The following is a 19760-nucleotide window of genomic DNA, read 5'->3' as shown; positions in this document are numbered from 1 at the left end:
CGCACGAGCGGGTGACCACGATGAGGAGCCCGCTTGCCGACCGAGAGCACCGCATCCGCAGGAAACGACCGCCATCCGATGATCGACGCGGCTCCGGCCGGGCGACTGGTCGAAGCACAGTTCCCGCAGTGGGCCGGACTGCCGCTCGTGCGGCTCGACCCGGCCGGCTCGGATCACGTGATCTACCGTCTCGGCGATGAGCTGTCCGTCCGGCTGCCCCGGCACTCGGGGGCCATCAGGCAGGCCGAGAAGGAGTTCACGTGGCTCCCCCGGCTCGCCCCGCATCTGCCGCTGGCCGTCCCCGAACCGGTGGGGGTGGGAAAGCCCGGCTTCGGTTACCCCTGGCCGTGGGCGGTGACCCGCTGGCTGGACGGCGAGGTCGCGACCACGGAGACGCTGGGCGGCTCGCCGAGCGCCGCCGCTCAACTGGCGCAGTTTCTCAGGGCCCTTCAGGGGTGCGGGACCGAGGGCTCGGGGAGCGTAGGTGCCCGTGAGGCGCTCACCGTCAACCGCCTCGCCGACCGCGATCACGACACACGGGCCGCCATCGCGGAGGTCGACGGCGTGTTCGACGGCGCGGCGATGACCGGGCTGTGGGACGCGGCCCTCGCCGCCCCCGCGTGGGACCGACACCCGGTCTGGTTCCACGGTGACTTCCACACCGGCAATCTGCTGACCGTCGACGGACGCCTCAGCGCGGTCATCGACTTCGGCGAGCTCGGCGTCGGCGACCCGGCCTGCGACCTGACCATCGCCTTCACCCTGATGTCGGCCGAAAGCCGGGCCGTGTTCCGCGCCGCGCTCGGCGTGGACGACGCCACATGGCTCCGGGGCCGCGGCTGGGCACTGGCCACCGGCCTCAACGCCTACACCTCCTACGCCGCCACCGACCCCCGGGTCGCCGCGCAGACCACCCGCCAGATCACCGGGGCGCTGACCGGCTGAACCGCGGCGCGAGCTCGTGACCGGAGGCGTAGCGACAGGACGCCGCGACGACCGCCTGGGCGCTCGCCAGTTCCTCGTCGGTGCGGGGGCCGTAGGGCATCATCACATTGACGGTGGGCGAGTAGAGGGGATGGCGCCCGCCCCAGCCCTTTTCGATGACTTCCCGCTGGTCCTCGCTCGACAGCGCCAAGTGGAGGCTGCCGTCGGTGTGGACGTGGGCGAACTCGGCGTCGAGACGGGGCGGCAGCAGCACCGCGCCGGGCGAGGGGGGCGTGGTGTCGCCGAGGAAGAAGGCCGGCGATCCCGGCTCCGAGATCTCGCTGGGCCGGATGACGGCGCCGTGAGCTGGACGTGGGGGCCGGAAGGGCCGGTGGGGGGCGTTCACCGGCGCGGCGGGGGGAAAGCGTGCTTATGGCGTGCGTGTTCCTCCTTGTGCCGGTTGGCCCGGCGCAGGCAGGTACTGGCTCTATGGAGGCCGTATGACGTCGCGCCCCGATCCCGTCCAGGCGTGCCCGATCAGCCCGGTGGTGGACCTGGTCTTCAGCCGGTGGTCGACGCCGATCCTGTGGGTGCTCAAGGGACACGGCCGGCAACGGTTCGTCGAGGTCCAGCGGCGGCTGCCCGAGATCACCCCGAAGGTGCTCACCCAGCGGCTGCGCCAGCTGGAACGGGACGGGCTCGTCACGCGCACCTACCACGCGGAGATCCCGCCCCGGGTGGAGTACGAGATCACCGCGCTCGGGCGGTCGCTCGGCCCGGTGTTCGCGGCGCTCACCGATTGGTCGGACGTCCACTTGGCGAGCGTGGAAGCGGCCCGCCACGCCTACGACGCGGCGCAGGCGTAGGCGTGGCGTAGGCGTAGGCCTGGCGTAGGGGTAGAGGCAGGCCACCGACGCCGTCAGGCCCCGCCCGGCTCCCCCAGCTCCGCGCGCGCCGCCACGAAGGCGTCCACCGCGCGGTTCACGTCCTCCGTGGAGTGCGCCGCGGACAGCTGTACGCGGATGCGGGCCGCGCCCTGCGGCACCACCGGGTACGAGAAGCCGATCACGTACACGCCCCGCTCCAGGAGCAGTTCGGCCATGCGCCCCGCGACGGCCGCGTCGCCGATCATGACCGGGGCGATGGCGTGGTCGCCCGGGAGGATGTCGAAGCCCTCCTCGGTCATCCGCGAGCGGAAGAGCGCCGTGTTCGCGGCGAGCCGCTCGCGCAGGTCGCCCGCGGACTCCAGGAGGTCGAGGACCTTCAGGGAGGCCGCCGCGATCACCGGGGCGAGCGTGTTCGAGAAGAGGTACGGGCGCGAGCGCTGGCGCAGCAGCGCGACGATCTCCGCGCGGGCCGCGACGTAGCCGCCCGAGGCGCCGCCGAGCGCCTTGCCCAACGTACCCGTGATGATGTCGACGCGGTCCATGACGCCGTGCAGTTCGGGAGTGCCGCGGCCGCCGGGGCCGACGAAGCCGACGGCGTGCGAGTCGTCGACCATGACCATGGCGTCGTACCGGTCGGCGAGGTCGCAGATCTCCGCGAGCGGGGCGACGTACCCGTCCATGGAGAAGACGCCGTCGGTGACGATGAGCCGCCGCCGCGCACCGGACGCCTCCTTCAACTGCTGCTCCAGGTCCGCGAGGTCACGGTTCGCGTACCGGAAGCGGCGCGCCTTGGACAGGCGGATGCCGTCGATGATCGAGGCGTGGTTGAGGGCGTCGGAGATCACCGCGTCCTCGGGGCCGAGGAGCGTCTCGAAGACACCGCCGTTGGCGTCGAAGCATGAGGAGTAGAGGATCGTGTCCTCTTGGCCGAGGAAGGCGGACAGCCGCGCCTCCAGCTCCTTGTGCACCTCCTGCGTACCGCAGATGAAGCGGACGGAGGCCATGCCGTAGCCCCAGCGGTCCAGGGCCTCGTGCGCGGCGGCGACGACCTCGGGGTGGTCGGCGAGGCCGAGGTAGTTGTTGGCGCAGAAGTTGAGTACCTCGCCGGGGCGGCCCCCGGAGGTGACGGCGACCGTGGCGGACTGCGGGGTGCCGATGACGCGCTCGGGCTTGTGCAGCCCCGCGGCGGTGATCTCGTCGAGCGTGGCCTGGAGGTCTTCGCGTACGGAGTCGAACATGCGGGATTCCTTCAGAGGTGGGCCGGTGGTGGGCCGGTGAGGGGCCGGTAGTGGGCCGTCAGTCGGCCTTCGGTGAGCCGGGGAGGGTCAGGAGGTCCAGTCGAGGATGACCTTGCCGCCGCGGCCGCTCGCCGCGTCGTCGAAGGCCGCCTCGAAGTCGCGGTGGCCGTAGCGGCCCGTGATGACGGGGGCCAGGTCGAGGCCGCCTTCGAGCAGCACGGACATCGCGTACCAGGTCTCGAACATCTCGCGGCCGTAGATGCCCTTGATCGTGATCATCGAGGTGACGATCCGCGACCAGTCGACGGGGAACTCCTCGGCCGGCAGGCCGAGCATGGCGATCTTGCCGCCGTGGGTCATGTTGGCGACCATGTCGCGCATCGCGCGCGGGTTGCCGGACATCTCCAGGCCGACGTCGAACCCTTCGCGCAGCCCCATTTCGCGCTGGCCGTCGGCGATCGTCGAGTCCGCCACGTTCAGGGCGAGGCTGACACCCACCTTGCGGGCCAGCTCCAGGCGCTCCTCGCTGACGTCGGTGATCACGACGTTGCGGGCCCCGGCGTGCCGGGCCACTGCCGCCGCCATCAGGCCGATCGGTCCGGCGCCGGTGATCAGTACGTCCTCGCCGACCAGCGGGAAGGACAGGGCGGTGTGCACGGCGTTGCCGAAGGGGTCGAAGATCGCGGCCACGTCGAGGTCGACGGGGACGCGGTGCACCCATACGTTGCTCGCGGGCAGCGCGACGTACTCCGCGAAGGCCCCGTTCCGCCCGACGCCGAGACCCACCGTGGCGCGGCACAGGTGGCGGCGCCCGGCCAGGCAGTTGCGGCACTTGCCGCAGACCAGGTGGCCCTCGCCGCTGACCTGGTCACCGGCCTTGATGTCCACGACGTCACGGCCGGTCTCCACGACCTCGCCGACGAACTCGTGCCCGACCACCAGCGGCGCGGCGACCGCCTGCTGCGCCCAGCCGTCCCAGTCCCGGATGTGCAGATCCGTTCCGCAGATCCCGGTGCGGAGCACCTTGATCAGGACGTCGCCGTGGCCGATGACCGGCTCCGGCACGTCCATCAGCCGGAGTCCCGGCTCTGCCTTCTCCTTGACCAGCGCCTTCAAGGCCACGGCTCCTGTCGTACGTCGCGTATGTCGCTGCTTGCTTCGACGAGAGAGGAATCTTCCCTACGGCGGCGCCCCGGTCCATCGAGGATTTCTTAAGCGCCGCCGCAGGTTTCCTTACAACCTCGTGGGTCGGCGGCTCCGATCGCGTTCGAAATAGGCGGTCAGTCGGCCACCACCAGCCGGGCGGCGGCTTAGTAATCGCTTACTGCCGCGTCTACGGCTGCGCCGCCGTGAACGGTTACCCCTCAACCACGGCTCACCCTGCCCACCCCTGGGGCAGAAAGCCATAGAAAGATTCCCCTGCCTCTTGCGCGATATAGCAACCGCTTACATGCTGACGCGGAATCGTCTCGTGGGCGCCCCCGACCATGTCCCCCGACACCTCTGGGAGTTCGCATGCCCCTGCCTCTTCCCGGCTCCACCGGCCCCAGCCGTCGCGCACTGCTCACCGCCGGGGCGGCCTCCGCCGTCGTGTCGGCGGCGGGCGGCGCGGCCCGGGCCGCCGACCACGAGAACGCCCGGGGCGCCAGGGGCGCCGAGAACACCGACGCCTACGACACCCTCCTCGCCCGCGCCGCGACACAGCTGACCGGCGGCGCGTTCGACGCCACGGACCCCGACTTCGCCGCGGCGTTGAAGACCCTCGACACCCAGGCGGCCTCCTGGTGGCGGCAGTTGGACCGCTCCGCGGGCAGAACCGCCCTGTGGCCCGACCTCTCCCCCGCCTCGGACCCCGGCAACTTCGGCCAGAGCTACACCCGCCTGCGCACCCTCGCCACGGCCTGGGCCACGCCGGGCACCTCGCTCACCGACCGCACGGACGTCGCCGACGCCCTGCTCGAAGCGCTGCGCCTGCTCCACTCCACCGGGTACCACCCGGGCCGCCCGGAGTCCGGCAACTGGTGGTTCTGGGAGATCGGGGCGCCCCGCGCGCTGATGGACACCTGCGTCCTGCTGCGGGCTCGGATGCCCGCCGCCGACCTGGCCGCGTACACGGCGACGGTCGCGAAGTTCTGCCCGGACCCGGACCGCCGCACCAACGCCCCCTCGCTCTCGGAGAGCGGCGCCAACCGCGCCGACAAGGCCGTGATCGTGGCCCTGCGCGGCCTGCTCGCCGGGGACGCGGCGACGGTGGCGCTCGCCCGCGACGGTCTGTCCGACGTCCGGGACGGCGGCAGGAACAGCCTTTTCCGGTACGTCACTTCGGGCGACGGCTTCTACGAGGACGGGTCGTTCGTCCAGCACGGCTCCGTCGCGTACACGGGTACGTACGGCAGCGTCCTGCTCGGCAGCACGGGCCAGCTGATCGCGCTGCTCGCGGATTCTCCGTGGGCGGTCACCGATCCGAGGACGTCCGTGCTGTACGACGCGGTGGAGCGGACCTTCGCGCCGGTGGTCTTCGACGGGCTGATGATGGACGCCGTGCGGGGCCGGGCGATATCCCGGGAGCGGGCGCGGGACCACAACGACGGCGCGGCGACGGTCTCCCACATCCTCCATCTCGCCGCCGGCGCTCCGGACGCGTACGCGCGGCGCTGGCGGGCGCTCGCCAAGGGCTGGATCCGCCGCAACACGTCCACCCCCTATCTGGACCTGGTCGGCATCCCGGCGCTGGCGCGCGCCAAGGCCGTCCTCGACGATCCGTCGGTCCCGGCCACGGAGCGGCTCACCGGGCATTTCGTCTTCGCCGACATGGACCGCGTGGTGCACCGGCGGCCGGGCTGGGCGCTGACGCTGTCGCTCTCCTCGAAGCGGATCGCCGCGTACGAGGCGGGCAACGGCGAGAACCTGCACGGCTGGTACACCGGTGACGGCATGACGTATCTGTACGACGGCGACGACCTCGGGCAGTTCGGCGACGGCTTCTGGGCCACCGTGGATCCGTACCGCCTGCCGGGCACGACCGTGGACACCCGTACGCGTGCCGACATCGGCTCCGGCGCCGGCACGGGGACGTACCGCCCGAAGAACGCCGTGGCGGGCGGCGCGGTCCTGGACGGACGCCACGGCGCGGCGGCCATGGAGCTCATCGCCGACGGCAGCTCCCTGCGCGCCCAGAAGGCGTGGTTCTGCCTGGACGACGTGGTCGTCGCGCTCGGCGCGGGCATCAGCGCGCACGACGGCCGCACCATCGAGACGGTGGTCGAGAACCGGAATCTGTACGCCGGCGGGCCCGCCCGGACGCTGACCGTGGACGGCCGCGGGCAGCCGGGCCACGACGGCTGGTCGGCGCGGCTCGACGAGCCACGGTGGGCTCATCTCCAGGGCACCGGCGGGTACGTCTTCCCCGACTACCCCGGCCGGGCGGACGGCCCTGGCACGAACGTCCTGCGCGCCCTGCGCGAGCAGCGCAGCGGAAGATGGCGGGACATCAACACGGGGGCGGACACGGCGGGCAGTACGACTCCGCTCAGCCGCCGCTATCTGACGCTGTGGCTGGACCATGGTGCCTCCCCGGACGTGGCGTCGTACGCCTATGTCCTGCTGCCCGGTGCGAGCGCGTCCGCGACCGCCGCGTGGGCGCGGGCCCGGCCCGTGCGGGTCGTGGCCAATGACGCGGTCGCGCAGGCGGTCGAGGCGCGCCGGTCCGGGGTGCTCGCCGTGCATTTCTGGCGGGCCGGTGTGGTGGCGGGGCTGGCGGCGTCGGGCCCGTGCACGGTCCTGGTGCGGCGGGGGCGTGGGGGTGCGTCGGTGGCTGTGGCGGATCCGGGGCGTACGGGGGTCACGGTGCGGGTGGAACTGCCCTTTGCTGTGCGGGGGGTTCGGCGGGCGGATGAATCGGTGTCCGTCGTGGTGGGGCGGCGGGGTGTGGTGACCGTGCGGGTGGGGGGTTCTCGGGGGCGGACGCATGCGGTGGAGGTGGTGTGAGTTGTCCGCCGCCGTCCGTCGGTTGTCGTGTGCGGGTTCATCGTGGCTTGTCGCGCAGTTCCCCGCGCCCCTTAAGGGGCGGCCCCTTAGGGGCTTGTCCATCCCATCACTGACCAGGAGTGGCGGACGTCCATGGCCGTAGCACCTCATCTGTTTCTGCCGCCCGGCGACCGTGTTCTGTCGCCGTTCACCGGGTGGAGCCGCGCGCACTGGGAGGCGCTTGCTGATCGGCAGTTGGAGGCGTTGGTTCCGCACGCTACGCCGAGGTTCGCGCAGTACCGGCTGCCGGGGCGGGCGAGCTGGTCCGGGGTGGTGTCGGACGGGCTTGAGGGATATGCGCGCTCCTTCCTGCTGGCCTCCTTCCGGATCGCGGGGGCGGGCGGCGAGGTGGACCCCCGCCTCGTGGAACGCTACGCGCGAGGGCTGGCGGCGGGCACCGACCGTGGCAGTGGCGAGGCGTGGCCCGAACTCACCGACCGGTCCCAGCAGATGGTCGAGGCCGCCTCGATCGCGATCGGCCTGCACGAGACCCGACCCTGGATCTGGGACACGCTCGACGCCCGGGTCCAGGAGCGGGTGGTCGACTGGTTCTCCCGGTTCGTCGGCGCGCAGACCTGGGACAACAACTGGCGTCTCTTCCAAGTGGTGTCCGAGCAGTTCCTCGCCTCGGTCGGCGCCCCGTACCGCAAGGCCGACATCGAGGGCGGCCTGGACCGCATCGAGGACTGGTACCGCGGCGACGGCTGGTACAGCGACGGCGACGGGCGCAACTACGACTACTACAACGGCTGGGCGATGCACCTCTATCCGCTGCTGTGGGCGCGGATGGCGGGCCCTGGTGGCGACGGAGGACGCGCCGAGGTCTACCGCGAGCGCCTCGGCCGGTTCCTCACGACCTACCCCCACTTCTTCGGCGGCGACGGTGCCCCCGTCCACCAGGGGCGCTCACTCACCTACCGCTTCGCCGCCGCCGCACCCGTGTGGATGGGCGCCCTCGCGAACTGCACGCCGCTCGCCCCGGGCCTGACCCGGCGCCTCGCCTCCGGCACGGCCCGGCACTTCGTGGAGCGCGGCGTGCCCGACGAGCGGGGCCTGCTGCCGCTCGGCTGGTACGGGACGTTCCTGCCCGCCACCCAGGCCTACTCGGGTCCGGCATCACCGTACTGGGCGAGCAAGGGCTTCCTCGGCCTGCTGCTGCCCGCCGACCACCCGGTGTGGACGGAACGCGAACTCCCGCTGCCCGTCGAGGAGTCCGACCAGTACACCGCGCTCCCCGCACCCGGCTGGCTCCTGCACGGCACCCGGCACGACGGCATCGTGCGGCTGGTCAACCACGGCAGCGACCACAACCCCCTCGAAGGCCCGGCCCAGGACGACCCGCACTACGCCAAGTTCGGCTACTCGACGGCGACGGCCCCCGAGACCGCCCCGCGCGCGTGGGAGCGTACCGTCGACGGCCACCTCGCCCTCATCGCCGCCGACGGCACGCCCTCGCGCCGCCTGCGCATCCACCCTCTGACGTGCGAGGGACGCCTCGCCTCGTCCCGCCACGACGCCCGGCTGCCGGGCCACGACGACCCGTTCCCCGTCGTGACGACGAGCGCCCTGCACGGCCCCTGGGAGATCCGCGCGCACCGGCTGCGGGCCCCCGAGGGCGCGGCGGTCCGCGAGGGCGGCCACGCGGTGGCGGACGGAACACCTCCGCACGCCGAACGCGGTCCCGGCTGGGCGCTCGCCCGTACCTCGGCGGGGCTCATCAGCGCCGTGGTCGCGCTGCACGGCTGGCACGAGGAGACGGGCATCGCCCGCGAGGTCGCCGCCAACGCCTACGGACCGCACTCCGCGACACCGTTCCTGACCCTCCCTCAGCACCCGGGCGGGCCCGGCGTCCACGTCACGCTGGTCGCCCTCTCGCGGGACACGGTCGACCCGCGGGCGCTGCGCGCGTCCGTCACCTGTGCCGTGGACGACGACGGCGTACGGGTCCGCGTCCGCGTCCGCTTCCCCGACGGGACGGAACTGGAGCTGTGACCGGCGTTGGACGGGCGTCAGATGCCGCCGTCCTCCCGCCGGTGGATCTGCTCGACCAGCTCCGCGGCCAGCATCTTGATCGTGTCGAGCCCCGCCCGCCCCCAGCGGCGCGGCTCGACGTCGACGACGCAGACCGTGCCGAGCGCGATGCCCGTACGGTCGATGAGGGGCGCGCCCAGGTAGGAGCGGATGCCGATCTCGTCCACGACGGGGTTGCCCGCGAACCGCGGATAGTCGCAGACGTCCTCCAGGACGAGTGCCTTGCGGCGCACCACCACATGTGGGCAGTACCCGTGGTCGCGGGCCATGTAGCGGCCGAGGCCACCGGCCGCCGCGGCGGCCAGGTCCGTGCCGGGGCGCGTGCCCTCCGGGGTGTGCAGCCCGGCGAAGAACTGCCGGTTCTCGTCGATGAAGTTGACCATCGCGTACGGCGCGCCGGTCAGCTCCGCGAGCCGGTCCGCGAAGAGGTCGAGGGCCGCATCGGGCCGGTCTCCGATGCCCAGCCCGCGCAGCCGCCGCACGCGCGCGGGCGCCTCCTTGTCGACGGGGGTGAGCAGCAGGTGCCGGTCGGGCATCATGTGTAGGCTCCGTAGCTGGGCGCCGGGGCGTGGTTGATGAGGTGCTTGACGAGGACGAGGAGCGTCTGGATGCCCGAGCTGGAGATGCGCGCGTCGCAGCGCACGACGGGCACCTCGGGGTCGAGGTCGATCGCGGAACGCACCTCTTCGGGTTCGTAGCGGTAGGCACCGTCGAATTCGTTGATCGCGACGATGAAGCCCATGCCGCGCTGTTCGAAGAAGTCCACGGCGGCGAAGCAGTCCTCCAGGCGGCGGGTGTCGGCGAGCACCACCGCGCCGAGCGCGCCTTCGGAGAGCTCGTCCCACATGAACCAGAACCGCTCCTGGCCGGGTGTGCCGAAGAGGTACAGCACGTGTTCGGGGTCGAGCGTGATGCGTCCGAAGTCCATGGCCACCGTCGTCGTGGTCTTGTCCTCCACGCCCGACAGGTCGTCGGTGGCCTCGCTGACCGTGGTGAGCAGTTCCTCGGTGCTCAGCGGCGCGATCTCGCTGACCGCGCCCACGAAGGTCGTCTTGCCGACCCCGAAACCACCGGCGACCAGGATCTTCAGGGCGGTGGGGAAGGGGTCAGAGCTGTCGTCGTAATCCATCGAGCACTGCCTCCAACAGGGACCGGTCAGTGGGGTTGTGGTAGAAGTCCGGGGTTTTCATGGTGAGAGCCCCGGAGTCGAGGAGATCGCAGAGGATCACTTTGGTCACGACCGCGGGCAGCTTCAGCTGGGCCGCGATCTCGGCGACGGAGGCCGGGGCTCCACAGAGACCGAGGGCCGCGGAGTGCTCGGGCCCGAGGTAACCGAGCGGGGTCGAGCCGGTGGCCATCACCTGGGAGAGCAGGTCGAGTTGCGTGGTCGGTCTGGTCCGTCCGTCGCTGACGGTGTAGGGACGGACGAGCCGTCCCGCGGCGTCGTCGAGCCAGGGCCCGTCGTGCGGGGCCGCCATGGTCAGCGCCTCATCGGCGCGGGTTCCCCGGCCGGCTGCCGGGGCGCGGTGATCAGGTACGGACGCACGCTCTTGACCAGCATCGCCATCTCGTAGCCGAGGACGGCCGCGTCCGCGTCGCGGCCCGCGAGCACCGCGAGGCAGGTACCGGAGCCCGCCGTGGAGACGAACAGCAGCGTGGAGTCGAGCTCCACGACGACCTGCCGGACGTCTCCGCCGTCCCCGAACCGGATGCCGGCGCTGCGCCCGAGCGAGTAGAGGCCCGAGGCGAGGGCCGCCATGTGGTCGGCGCTGTCCGGGTCGAGGCCGTGCACCGACTTCACGAGCCCGTCGGAGGAGAGCAGGACGGCGCTGCGGGTGTGCGGCACGCGCTGCACGAGTCCGCTCATCAGCCAGTCGAGATCGGATACATGGCCGGTCGGCGCATCGCTCGCCATGGTGGATCGACTCCTTGAGATACGACGTACGAGGGTCTGCGTGTGCAGAGGTGGTGGAGGGTGCTGGGGCGTCATCGTGCTGCTCAGCCGCCTTGGCCGCTGCCGTCGCCGTCCCGGGGGAGGCCGCCGTCGCCGGGTGCGCTTCCGTCGCGGGGGCGGCCGGTGCCGTTCTCCCAGGGGGTGGGGTCGCGCGCGTCCTGCGCCTGGGCCAGCCCGATGCCGCGCTGGAACGCGGCCATCAGCCCCGGGTCGTGGCCCACGAGGTGGTCGCTGTCGGGGCGCGGCGCCGGGGAGTCCCGCAGCTGGGGCGCGATGTGTTCCTGCGCGCGCCGTTTGGGGAGCCGGGGCCTGCCGACCCGCCCCGCACGGCCCCGCCGAGGGCGTCAGCGGCGCGGCGGCGTGCTCGGCCGCGGCCTGCCGGTCCTCGGGCGGATGCCGGGGACGGCGTCGGCGGGCGTCGGCCGGTCCTGGCGGGCGCCGCGCACGGGCAGGGGGCGGGGCCGGGTTCCGGCCTGGTCGGTCGCCGTGTCGTGCCGCGGCTGGAGCGGCTGGAGCGGCACGGACACGGACTCCTGGCGGAGCTCCGGCCGGGCGGACGCCGGCGGCTCCGGCTCACAGTCACCGCGTACGTCCCGCGAGTCCTGCTCGTCACGACGCCCGGCGGGCAGAGCGGGTCCTGCGGGCGCGTCCAATACGCCGTCGGGGGCGCCCGGGGCCACCGCCTCCGCGGCCGGACTCGGGCGGGCGGCGGGCTCGTCCAGCGGTTCGGCGCCCAGCAGTTCCTGCGGCAGGATCAGTACGGCCTGCACCCCGCCGTAGATGTTGGCCTGGAGCCGGACCGCGACACCGTGCCGGCGGGCGAGCGCGGAGACCACGAAGAGGCCGATACGCCCGTCCTGCAACAGACTCGCCACGTTCACCTGGTCGGGGTCGGCGAGCAGCCGGTTCATCTTGTTCTGCTCGGCGAGGGGCATGCCGAGGCCCCGGTCCTCGACCTCGACGGCGAGCCCGGCGGTCACGAGGTTGGCGCGCAGCAGGACCTGGGTGTGCGGCGCGGAGAACACCGTGGCGTTCTCGACGAGTTCGGCGAGCAGGTGGATGACGTCGGCCACCACGTGCCCGCGCAGGGTGCCGTCGATGGGCGGCACGAGCTTGACGCGGGAGTACTGCTCGACCTCGGCGATGGCGGAGCGCATCACCTCGGTCATCGAGACGGGGCTGCTCCACTGGCGGCGTGAGACGGCGCCGCCGAGCACGGCGAGGTTCTCGGCGTGCCTGCGGATGCGGGTCGCGAGATGGTCGACGTGGAAGAGCCCCTTGAGCAGCTCGGGGTCCTCGACCTCGTTCTCCAACTCGTCGAGCAGGGAGATCTCGCGGTGCACCAGCGACTGGAGGCGCCGGGCGAGATTGACGAAGACCTCGACCTTCTGTTCGCTGCCCGCGTGGCTGGAGAGTTGCGCGGCCTGGAGGACGGCGTCGACGGCGACGTCCTGGGCGCGGGTCAGCTCGTCGGCGAGCCGGTCGAACTCGTCGCCGTCCGGCCGGGTCCGCGGCGGCGTCCCGCGCGCGGGCGGTCCGTCGCCGCGGCGCAGCCGCTCGACGACATCGCACAGCTCGGACTGGCCGCGCGCGGTGGCGCGGCGCAGGGCGCCGACCCGGTCGCGCACGGATCTGGCGGCACGGTCGGCCGCCACGGCGGCGACCACGATGCCGGTGAGCCCGACGAGCGCCGCGGCGGTGAGGACGGCGAGCAGGGCGGGGCCGGGGCGCGCTCCGGTCGTCCGCAGCGTGAACAGCACGGCCGCGCAGGCGCTCAGACCTACGGCGACTGCGGGCAGCACGGCGATACGCAGGAGCTGCGGCCGTATGTGGGTCTCGGGCAGGGCGGTGGCGGTGCGGCTCCCGGGCCTGCCGTGCCGGCCGCCCTCACGGCGGTCTGCGCGGGCGGCCGGTGCGCGTAGGTGAGACATCTGCGTCCTAGGTACGTGGCGACGGGGCTCCAGCGGGCGGCCCGACTCCCTTTTGCGGCATGGTTTTCGGCAGGTTCGGCATGGTTTCGGCATCGCCGTGCCGGCCGACAGGTCGCGATGGCATGCCTGCGCCGTGATCGCTGTGTCGCCCGACGGACACTCACGGTAGTCGGCGGCGCATCATGTGCGGTGGGCAGTTGACAAAGTCAGCGGGGGTGCGTCCCGCTCTGGTATGACGCCTCGCACCACTGTGCGATTCGACTCCGCCGTCCAGTGTTCCGGGATCGGGCGAAAACCACGGAGGAGCGCAACGCGTTCCCTTGCCAGCCGCCTGCAATAGGGATTGCCGGGGACGTACTGAACCTGCTCAACGCGGCTCGAGGTCGCTGAAGTTCATTTCACATCACGTAGCACGCGGCGTGTCCAGGATCTCGGTCATCACCGAGTGGGTCGGGGTGCCGTTCAGCAGTTTCCCGAGTTCCTCGATGCCGTGTCGCCGTTGCGGTGGAGTGAGAGTGAGGTATTGCTCGATGCGTTCGTTGAATGTTTTGCGGTACTTCGCGTAAAGCTCCTGGTTCTGCCGGATACGGCCGGCCAGCTCGACGAGGGCGACGGTCCCGGCGAAGTCGTCCTCCGGCAGCGGGTGAGACGGAACCACGTCTGTGAACCGGCCCCCCAAACGGCCGAACAGCGTGCCGTCCAGTGCGCGCATGGTGAAGACATGGGCGTAGTGCTGCTCGTGGATGGCCAGGGGCAGCCGCCCCAGGGTGATCGATTCGTGGAGTGTGGTGAGCCCGGGTGCCATCAGGTAGTCCGCGGTGGTCGCGGCCACCTGGAGCAGTTCACGGTGGCGCACGAGACGGCATTCGGCGCGACCGCCCGCGGCCCGGATGGTCTGGTCCCGGCCCTCGCCGAACGGACCGCCGCAGACGAGTACGCGACGGAACCGGGGCCAGTCACGCAGCAGGTCCGGAATCCACCGGTGGAGCAGGCGTACGTAGTCGTTGTTGACGTCGAAGTCCAGGAGGAAGTTCTTGAACCCTCCGATGTTGATCAGCAGATCGTATTCCGGCTCCACCGTGCGCACGACGTCCCGCAGGCCTTCGGTGTCGACGATCGAGCCGGTCACATGCATTCGCGGCCCCTCACCCAGGGCCGCGAAGTCGGCTGCGCGCTCGGGGACGCCGGGAAAGTTCTGCACGACACTGTGGGTGGCGAGCAGATGAGCCGCGACGATCCGCTCGTGCGGGGAAAGGCCTGACAGGTGCAGGTCCGCGGCGGCGAAACCGGAACGTGGCATGGCCGTACACAAGCCGAGGATCTCGGTCAGTGGTTGTGTCAGCTGCCAGAAGCTGAAAAGACTGTCCACCATGGTCACGGGCCTGTCCGCCACGACGGACCGGAGCACCAACTCGGCGTCCATGACCGAGACCACGTGGTCGCTGCCCTGCAGCAAGTCCTCGATGATTGCGGACCTGGCGCGCTCCGACAGCCCACTGGTGTCGTACGTGGCGTCGAAGGCGTCAGGGTTGCGCCGGGCGAAGACAGCGGCGACGCCGTCCCCGACGAACACCCTCTCGTGCTCATGGAGCGGCCGAGAGACCGCGACGAGTTCGGAGACCGGACCGAAGCCGCAGTTCTGCGCCCCCATCACGATGCGCACGTCACTGCCTTCCGCCGGTACTCCTTGCCCGCCGGGTGTCCACCGCGTCGACCACGGGGGTGAGCACCTCGACGAGCCGTTCGGCGAAGTCGGCGGGGTACCGCGCGTAGCCGACGTGCCCGCCGGGAAACAGTTGCACCTCGCGGCCGAGCCGGCCGGCAAGGACCAGCGTCGGGCGGTGCACGAGGTCCTCGCGTGAGGCGTGGCCGCCGGCCCACACCACTTTGTCCGCCACTTCCTCCAGCGCGGTGAGGTCGGGCACGAAGCGGGCGAACGGCCGGAGGAAGTGGGTCAGGAAGAAGTCGGTGTTGTTGTGCACTTCGGGGAGAGCCGGCGCGGGCCGACCGCCGTGGAGGGCTTGCAGTTTGGTGAGGGCCGGCAGCATCCCCGCACGGAGATGGGTCCCGCAGATGTCGTCGAGGAGTGCCAAGTGCTGCTCGGCGTCCGGAAGGATGCTCAGAACAGGCGGTTCGTGGGCGACGACCGAGCGGACACGGTCCGGGTGGCGGATGGCGAGTTCCAGCGCCGTGAGCCCGCCCGAGCAGCTCCCGAAGACGTACACGGATTCGCCGGGGTCGGCGAGATGTTCGATCAGGTGGTAGGCATCGTCGGCGTGCTCCTCGACTTTCTGGTCCACCGGGGGGCCGTCGAGCACGCTGCGTGAGTTCCCGCGCGGATCGTAGGTAACGACGCGGTGACTCCCGGCCAGGACGTCGGCCAGGCGTTTGAACACCGCCGCGTCGGAGTTTCCTCCTCCGATGAGGAGCAGGAGAGGCCCTTCACCCCGTACCTCGAAATAGATCCTCGCGCCCGGTACGCCGAGCGTCTCGCTGTTCAATGGGCTCACCGCACTCCAGAGGCTCAGCCGGTGTGATGTCACAGCGTCGCACGGGAAATACGGACAGTGCAGGGCGCGCGGGAGTGCGGTTGCTGACTTCGCGGGTGCGCCGTGGCCGCACGCACTTCCCACTGCCTCCGTGCGCCGGTCTCACGGCCAGCCGCACTGGGCATACCGGTCGCATCGGTCAGTTCCCGCCAGGTGATCTCAGGCAAGGAGGCCCGGTTGACGGGCATCGAAGAAGTGCGAAAGATCCTTCGTGACTTGGGAATCGAGAAAGAGCTGCTGCGCCCGGACGCGCAGCTGCGCGCGCACCTCGGGCTCGATTCCGTCGACCTCACGCAGATCCAGCTGGCCCTGACCGAGCGCTTCGACACCCGCGTCGATCTCTGGACGCGGCACGATTTCACCGTGCGGCAACTCGCCGACGTCATCGGCGACCGCAGGCCCGGCGCGGGGGTCTGCCGAGAGTACCGGGACCGCGGCTGGTGGCGTCCGGAGTTCCTGGACGCCGTGGTGCTGAGCACCCACGTGCACGCGGGGCACCGGCCGGCGCTGGTCGACGCCGAGCAGACCTTCACCAGGGCCGGGCTCGACGCGGCGGTGTCCGGCTGCGCCACCCGGCTGGCGCGCACCGGCATCCGGCCCGGCGACGCCGTACTCGTGCAACTGCCCAACACGGCCCGGCTCCTGATCCTCACACTCGCGCTGGTCAGGCTCGGCACGCGCCCGGTTCTCGCCCTCCCCGCCCTGCGTGAGCACGAACTGGAGACGGTGATCAGCACCTTGGCGCCGACCGCGCTGGCCGTACCGGCCCGGCATCAGCGTTTCGACCATCTGCGGCTCGCCGAGAAGCTTCGCGAACGGCACCCCTCGGTGCGTACCCTGCTCGTCTCGGATGCCGGTGACCGGGCCGTCGGCCACGTGGACATGGACCGTCTCATCGAGCCCGGTGACCCACCTCCCGTACCTGCGGTCCGGCACCCCTCGGACACCTCCCTCTTCCTGCTGTCGAGCGGAACCACGGGCGCTCCCAAGGCCATTGCCCGCACCCATGAGGCGATCGGCCACATGACCCGCTGCGCGGCAGCGGTCTCTGGTCTGACACCCCAATCCGTGTTCCTCGCCGTCCTGCCGGTGACGCACGGCTTCGCACTCGCCTCCCCCGGAGTGCTCGGCACACTCGCCTGCGGCGGAAAGGTCGTACTCTGCGACCCGAACGACGCGGCCACCGCCATGTCGCTGATCGAGCGGGAACGCGTCACCCACTGCGCGCTCACCCCCGCGCTCGCGCGTCAGTGGCTCCTGGCACGCGCCGCCTCCAGCGGCGCCGACCTGTCGAGCCTGCAAGTCCTCCAGGTCGGCGGGGCGCGCCTGGACGAGTCCACGGCCGTCCAACTGAGTCGCGCCTTCGACTGCCGAATCCAACAGGTCTACGGCATGAGTGAGGGACTGCTGAACTTCACCCGGCTCGACGATCCGCCCGAGGTGGCGTTCAGCACGCAGGGGCGCCCCTCGTCGCCCGGTGACGAGATCCTCGTGGTGGACGGTGCGGGCCGGCCCGTCGCCGACGGCGAGATGGGCGAACTCCTCGCCAGGGGGCCGGGTGTCATCACGGAGTACCACGGGGGTGCGGCAGCCGCGTCCTTCACCCCCGACGGCTACTACCGCACCGGTGACCTCGTCCGGCGCCACGCGTCCGGGAACCTTGTGGTCACCGGACGCGTCAAGGACGTGATCAACCGGGGAGGGGAGAAGATCCCGGCGGACGAACTGGAGGCATCGGTACTGGCGCACCCCGGGGTGCGGGCCGCCGCAGCCGTCGCCATGCCCCATCGCGTGATGGGCGAGGCCGTGTGCCTGTACGTCGTGGGCGGTGACGAAGGAGCGCCGACCCTGCCGGAACTCCGCGGGTATTTGGAGGACAGCGGACTGGCCCGGTTCAAGCTTCCCGAACGGCTCGTTGAGGTTGCGGCACTCCCCCTGACCGCCGTCGGCAAGACGGACAAGGTACAGCTGCGCCAGGACATCGCGACCCGGCTCCAGACCGAGGGGTGACGTGGGCGCCCCTCTTTGACATCCAGGGTCACGTCCATGCGAACCAACGCATTTGGCCGGCCTTGCGGGTCTGCCGGGTGTCGTCGGCCCCGGGGGCGCCCGCCGCAGGGGCCGACGGTGTTTCGCGGGCCAGGCAGTCCGACCGGGCCGCGACCGCCTCAAGCAGTGGCGCGGCACCGCCACCCGCGACGACAGGACCTAGGCCACGGGCGCGGCTTCCTGGTCGCCGCTGTCCGTCGTCGTGGCCTGCGGCCCGCTGCTGCCCATCGGCGTCTCGGGCCAGCCCCCGTCCGGCACGATCGCGACGCCGCGCCACCAGGGGGCGCCGGGCACGGCCTTGGCCCCGGGCTCGAAGGGCTCGCCGGGGCAGGGCAGCGCGATGCTGGCACCCGTGCCGCGCGCCGCGGCGAGGGTGCCCTCCCCCGGCTCCGACCACGGGTGCGGGGCGAGGTTGAACGTGCCCCAGTGGATCGGCAGCATCAGCCCCTGGGCGTGCCCGCCCTGGAGGTCGAGGTGGGCCCGCATGCCCTCCTCGGGCGTCATGTGGATGTCGGGCCAGAAATCGCTGTAGGCACCGATCTGGATCATCGTGACGTCGAACGGTCCGTGCGCGGCGCCGATCTCGCGGAAGCCGGGGAAGTAGCCCGTGTCCCCGCTGTGGTAGACGCGGTGCTCGGGCCCGGCGACCACCCAGGAGGCCCACAGCGTGTGCTGCTGGTTGCGCAGGCCGCGGCCGCAGAAGTGCCGTGCGGGCGTCGCCGTGAGCGTCAGGCCCGCCACCTGAGCCGACTCGTGCCAGTCGAGCTCGCGGAGCCGGTCGGCGGGCACGCCCCAGCGCTCCAGGTGGGCGCCGACGCCGAGCGGCACGGCGAACACCGTGTCCGTACCGGCCAGCGCCTTGATCGTCGGCATGTCAAGGTGGTCGTAGTGGTCGTGCGAGATGACCACGGCGTCGACCGGGCCGAGGGCCGCCAGCGGCACCGGCACGGGATGCAGCCGCTTGGGCCCGGCGAAGGAGAACGGCGAGCACCGCTCGCCCCACACCGGGTCGAAGAGCACGCGCCGCCCGTCGATCTCGGCGAGCACGCTGGAGTGCCCCATCCAGGTGATCCGCAGCCCGTCGGCCGGGGGCTTGGCGAGGTCGGCGAGGGTCGTGGCGTGCACGGGGACCGTGCCGGCGGGGCCACGGCGTACGCGCTCCTCCTTGCGGAAGTAGATCTTGGCGAACTCCATGGTGGACCCCGAGGGTCTGGTCCGCGCCCCCACGGGGTTCTGGAAGGAGCCATCGGCCACGGAGAAGTTCGGCGAGCTGCGGATCCGCGCCAGCCGCGCACCGGCCGGATCCGCTCCGAAGGCGGGGGTCCGCAGCGAGCGGAGCCCGGGAATCAGGGACCGGGACACGGGACCTCCTGAGGGGGGGTGGATAGGCCTAACCATTATGTCCACGCCCCGCGACGCCACATTCCCGGAGGCCCGATCCGACCGATTCCGGAGGGCGGGCCTTCGGCTTCCGGGAGTCGCGGGCCTGGGTAGGGTGCACGGCGTGACTGGGGTGCGGTTGAGCGTGGCGGAGCGGCGGGCGGAGATGCTCGTCGCGACCGTCGAACAGATCGAGCTGCGGGGCGTGGCGGCCGTGCGGATCGCGGACGTCGCGGCCGCCCTCGGGGTGAGCAACGCGCTGGTGCTGTACCACTTCTCCTCCAAGGAGAAGCTCGTCGCCGCGGCCTTCGAGCACGCCGCGCGGCGCGATCTGACCCGGCTGCGCAAGCTGCTGGGCCGCCGCACCTCGGCGCTGCGCCGGTTGCGCGCGGCCGTGCGGTGGTACGCGCCGACGGGCCAGGCCAAGGGCTGGCGGCTGTGGATAGAGGGCTGGTCCGCGGCCCTGCGGGAGCCGGCGCTACGCGCGGTGACCCGTGACCTCGACCAGCAGTGGAAGGCGGCGCTGGCGGCGGTCATCGCGGAGGGCTCGGCCGCGGGCGAGTTCCACTGCCCGGACCCCGAGGGGGCGGCCCTGCGCCTCACCGCACTCCTCGACGGCCTGGCGGTCCAGATGACGGCCTACGACGCGGCACTCCCCCGAGCCAAGGCCCGCAGATGGACGGACGAGGCCCTGGCCCAAGAACTGGGCCTGAACCCCACCCGACTGACAACCCCCTAGCCCCACTTCCCCACCCCGGCCCCGCAAGGGGCGCGAGGAACTGCGCGAGCAA

Annotated in this window: 16 protein-coding genes and 1 pseudogene; 6 read left to right on the top strand and 11 right to left on the bottom strand. The window is 71.8% G+C overall.

The window, feature by feature from the left end:
• Positions 1-78: 78 nt before the first annotated feature.
• Entirely contained in the window at positions 79-945 is an 867-nt protein-coding gene (locus tag KKZ08_RS34320; protein ID WP_223779310.1) for an aminoglycoside phosphotransferase family protein, read from the top strand.
• On the opposite strand, the gene KKZ08_RS34315 is transcribed toward KKZ08_RS34320, so the two are convergent.
• Positions 923-1330, bottom strand: a complete 408-nt coding sequence (locus KKZ08_RS34315) for a luciferase family protein (protein ID WP_223778135.1) — start codon at positions 1328-1330, stop codon at positions 923-925. The genes KKZ08_RS34320 and KKZ08_RS34315 overlap by 23 nt on opposite strands.
• Positions 1331-1424: 94 nt before the next feature.
• On the opposite strand from KKZ08_RS34315, the gene KKZ08_RS34310 reads away from it, so the two are divergent.
• On the top strand, positions 1425-1790 hold the full coding sequence (locus KKZ08_RS34310) for a helix-turn-helix domain-containing protein (RefSeq protein ID WP_223778134.1): 366 nt from the start codon (positions 1425-1427) through the stop codon (positions 1788-1790).
• A gap of 53 nt (positions 1791-1843) precedes the next feature.
• Here KKZ08_RS34310 and KKZ08_RS34305 read toward each other — a convergent pair whose 3' ends face one another.
• Together KKZ08_RS34305 and tdh are read right to left on the bottom strand one after the other, a co-directional pair.
• Positions 1844-3049, bottom strand: a complete 1206-nt coding sequence (locus KKZ08_RS34305) for a glycine C-acetyltransferase (protein ID WP_223778133.1) — start codon at positions 3047-3049, stop codon at positions 1844-1846.
• An 87-nt stretch (positions 3050-3136) separates the two neighbouring features.
• Positions 3137-4165 (bottom strand): L-threonine 3-dehydrogenase, encoded by a 1029-nt coding sequence (gene tdh, locus KKZ08_RS34300; protein WP_223779309.1) that lies wholly within the window; start codon positions 4163-4165, stop codon positions 3137-3139.
• A 399-nt stretch (positions 4166-4564) separates the two neighbouring features.
• Here tdh and KKZ08_RS34295 point away from each other — a divergent pair, with 399 nt between their 5' ends.
• Positions 4565-7036, top strand: coding sequence for a polysaccharide lyase 8 family protein (locus KKZ08_RS34295; RefSeq protein ID WP_223778132.1), 2472 nt, complete (start codon positions 4565-4567; stop codon positions 7034-7036).
• A gap of 132 nt (positions 7037-7168) precedes the next feature.
• Positions 7169-9067 carry a DUF2264 domain-containing protein gene (locus tag KKZ08_RS34290; RefSeq protein ID WP_223778131.1) on the top strand — a complete coding sequence of 633 codons (1899 nt, stop codon included), beginning with the start codon at positions 7169-7171 and terminating at the stop codon, positions 9065-9067.
• A gap of 17 nt (positions 9068-9084) precedes the next feature.
• On the opposite strand, the gene KKZ08_RS34285 is transcribed toward KKZ08_RS34290, so the two are convergent.
• The 7 genes and pseudogenes from KKZ08_RS34285 to KKZ08_RS34255 all read right to left on the bottom strand — a co-directional run bounded on the left by KKZ08_RS34285 (position 9085) and on the right by KKZ08_RS34255 (position 15501).
• Complete coding sequence (locus KKZ08_RS34285; RefSeq protein ID WP_223778130.1) at positions 9085-9645, bottom strand: GAF domain-containing protein; 561 nt, start codon at positions 9643-9645, stop codon at positions 9085-9087.
• Positions 9642-10235 (bottom strand): ATP/GTP-binding protein, encoded by a 594-nt coding sequence (locus KKZ08_RS34280; protein ID WP_223778129.1) that lies wholly within the window; start codon positions 10233-10235, stop codon positions 9642-9644. The genes KKZ08_RS34285 and KKZ08_RS34280 overlap by 4 nt, the downstream gene beginning before the upstream one ends.
• On the bottom strand, positions 10213-10584 hold the full coding sequence (locus tag KKZ08_RS34275) for a DUF742 domain-containing protein (RefSeq protein ID WP_223778128.1): 372 nt from the start codon (positions 10582-10584) through the stop codon (positions 10213-10215). Before KKZ08_RS34275 ends, KKZ08_RS34280 begins: the two co-directional genes overlap by 23 nt.
• A 2-nt stretch (positions 10585-10586) precedes the next feature.
• Positions 10587-11021: a roadblock/LC7 domain-containing protein gene (locus tag KKZ08_RS34270; RefSeq protein WP_223778127.1), complete on the bottom strand. Its 435-nt coding sequence runs from the start codon at positions 11019-11021 to the stop codon at positions 10587-10589.
• Positions 11022-11104: 83 nt separating this feature from the next.
• Positions 11105-12991, bottom strand: a pseudogene (locus KKZ08_RS34265) (ATP-binding protein).
• Positions 12992-13394: 403 nt separating this feature from the next.
• Positions 13395-14654, bottom strand: coding sequence for a hypothetical protein (locus KKZ08_RS34260; RefSeq protein ID WP_223778126.1), 1260 nt, complete (start codon positions 14652-14654; stop codon positions 13395-13397).
• Between the two features lies 1 nt (position 14655).
• Positions 14656-15501 (bottom strand): alpha/beta hydrolase, encoded by an 846-nt coding sequence (locus KKZ08_RS34255; RefSeq protein ID WP_223778125.1) that lies wholly within the window; start codon positions 15499-15501, stop codon positions 14656-14658.
• A gap of 255 nt (positions 15502-15756) precedes the next feature.
• Between KKZ08_RS34255 and KKZ08_RS34250 the strand changes: the two genes are divergently transcribed.
• Positions 15757-17550 carry an AMP-binding protein gene (locus tag KKZ08_RS34250; protein ID WP_263303376.1) on the top strand — a complete coding sequence of 598 codons (1794 nt, stop codon included), beginning with the start codon at positions 15757-15759 and terminating at the stop codon, positions 17548-17550.
• A gap of 198 nt (positions 17551-17748) precedes the next feature.
• Here KKZ08_RS34250 and KKZ08_RS34245 read toward each other — a convergent pair whose 3' ends face one another.
• Positions 17749-18951 carry an MBL fold metallo-hydrolase gene (locus KKZ08_RS34245; protein ID WP_223778124.1) on the bottom strand — a complete coding sequence of 401 codons (1203 nt, stop codon included), beginning with the start codon at positions 18949-18951 and terminating at the stop codon, positions 17749-17751.
• A 142-nt stretch (positions 18952-19093) separates the two neighbouring features.
• Here KKZ08_RS34245 and KKZ08_RS34240 point away from each other — a divergent pair, with 142 nt between their 5' ends.
• Positions 19094-19708: a TetR/AcrR family transcriptional regulator gene (locus tag KKZ08_RS34240; RefSeq protein ID WP_276573914.1), complete on the top strand. Its 615-nt coding sequence runs from the start codon at positions 19094-19096 to the stop codon at positions 19706-19708.
• The last annotated feature ends 52 nt before the right edge of the window (positions 19709-19760 follow it).

Origin of the sequence: Streptomyces sp. 135, from assembly GCF_020026305.1 — a bacterium.
Lineage (GTDB): Bacteria > Actinomycetota > Actinomycetes > Streptomycetales > Streptomycetaceae > Streptomyces.
The sequence above is the reverse complement of the archived record's forward strand: the minus strand, read 5'-3'. Positions and strand labels throughout refer to the sequence as shown.

Coding starts and splice junctions, on each gene's coding strand:
- KKZ08_RS34280 (WP_223778129.1), bottom strand. CDS start 10,235: ATGGATTACGACGACAGCTCTGACCCCTTCCCCACCGCCCTGAAGATC.
- KKZ08_RS34320 (WP_223779310.1), top strand. CDS start 79: ATGATCGACGCGGCTCCGGCCGGGCGACTGGTCGAAGCACAGTTCCCG.
- KKZ08_RS34290 (WP_223778131.1), top strand. CDS start 7,169: ATGGCCGTAGCACCTCATCTGTTTCTGCCGCCCGGCGACCGTGTTCTG.
- KKZ08_RS34285 (WP_223778130.1), bottom strand. CDS start 9,645: ATGATGCCCGACCGGCACCTGCTGCTCACCCCCGTCGACAAGGAGGCG.
- KKZ08_RS34275 (WP_223778128.1), bottom strand. CDS start 10,584: ATGGCGGCCCCGCACGACGGGCCCTGGCTCGACGACGCCGCGGGACGG.
- KKZ08_RS34270 (WP_223778127.1), bottom strand. CDS start 11,021: ATGGCGAGCGATGCGCCGACCGGCCATGTATCCGATCTCGACTGGCTG.
- KKZ08_RS34295 (WP_223778132.1), top strand. CDS start 4,565: ATGCCCCTGCCTCTTCCCGGCTCCACCGGCCCCAGCCGTCGCGCACTG.
- KKZ08_RS34305 (WP_223778133.1), bottom strand. CDS start 3,049: ATGTTCGACTCCGTACGCGAAGACCTCCAGGCCACGCTCGACGAGATC.
- KKZ08_RS34310 (WP_223778134.1), top strand. CDS start 1,425: ATGACGTCGCGCCCCGATCCCGTCCAGGCGTGCCCGATCAGCCCGGTG.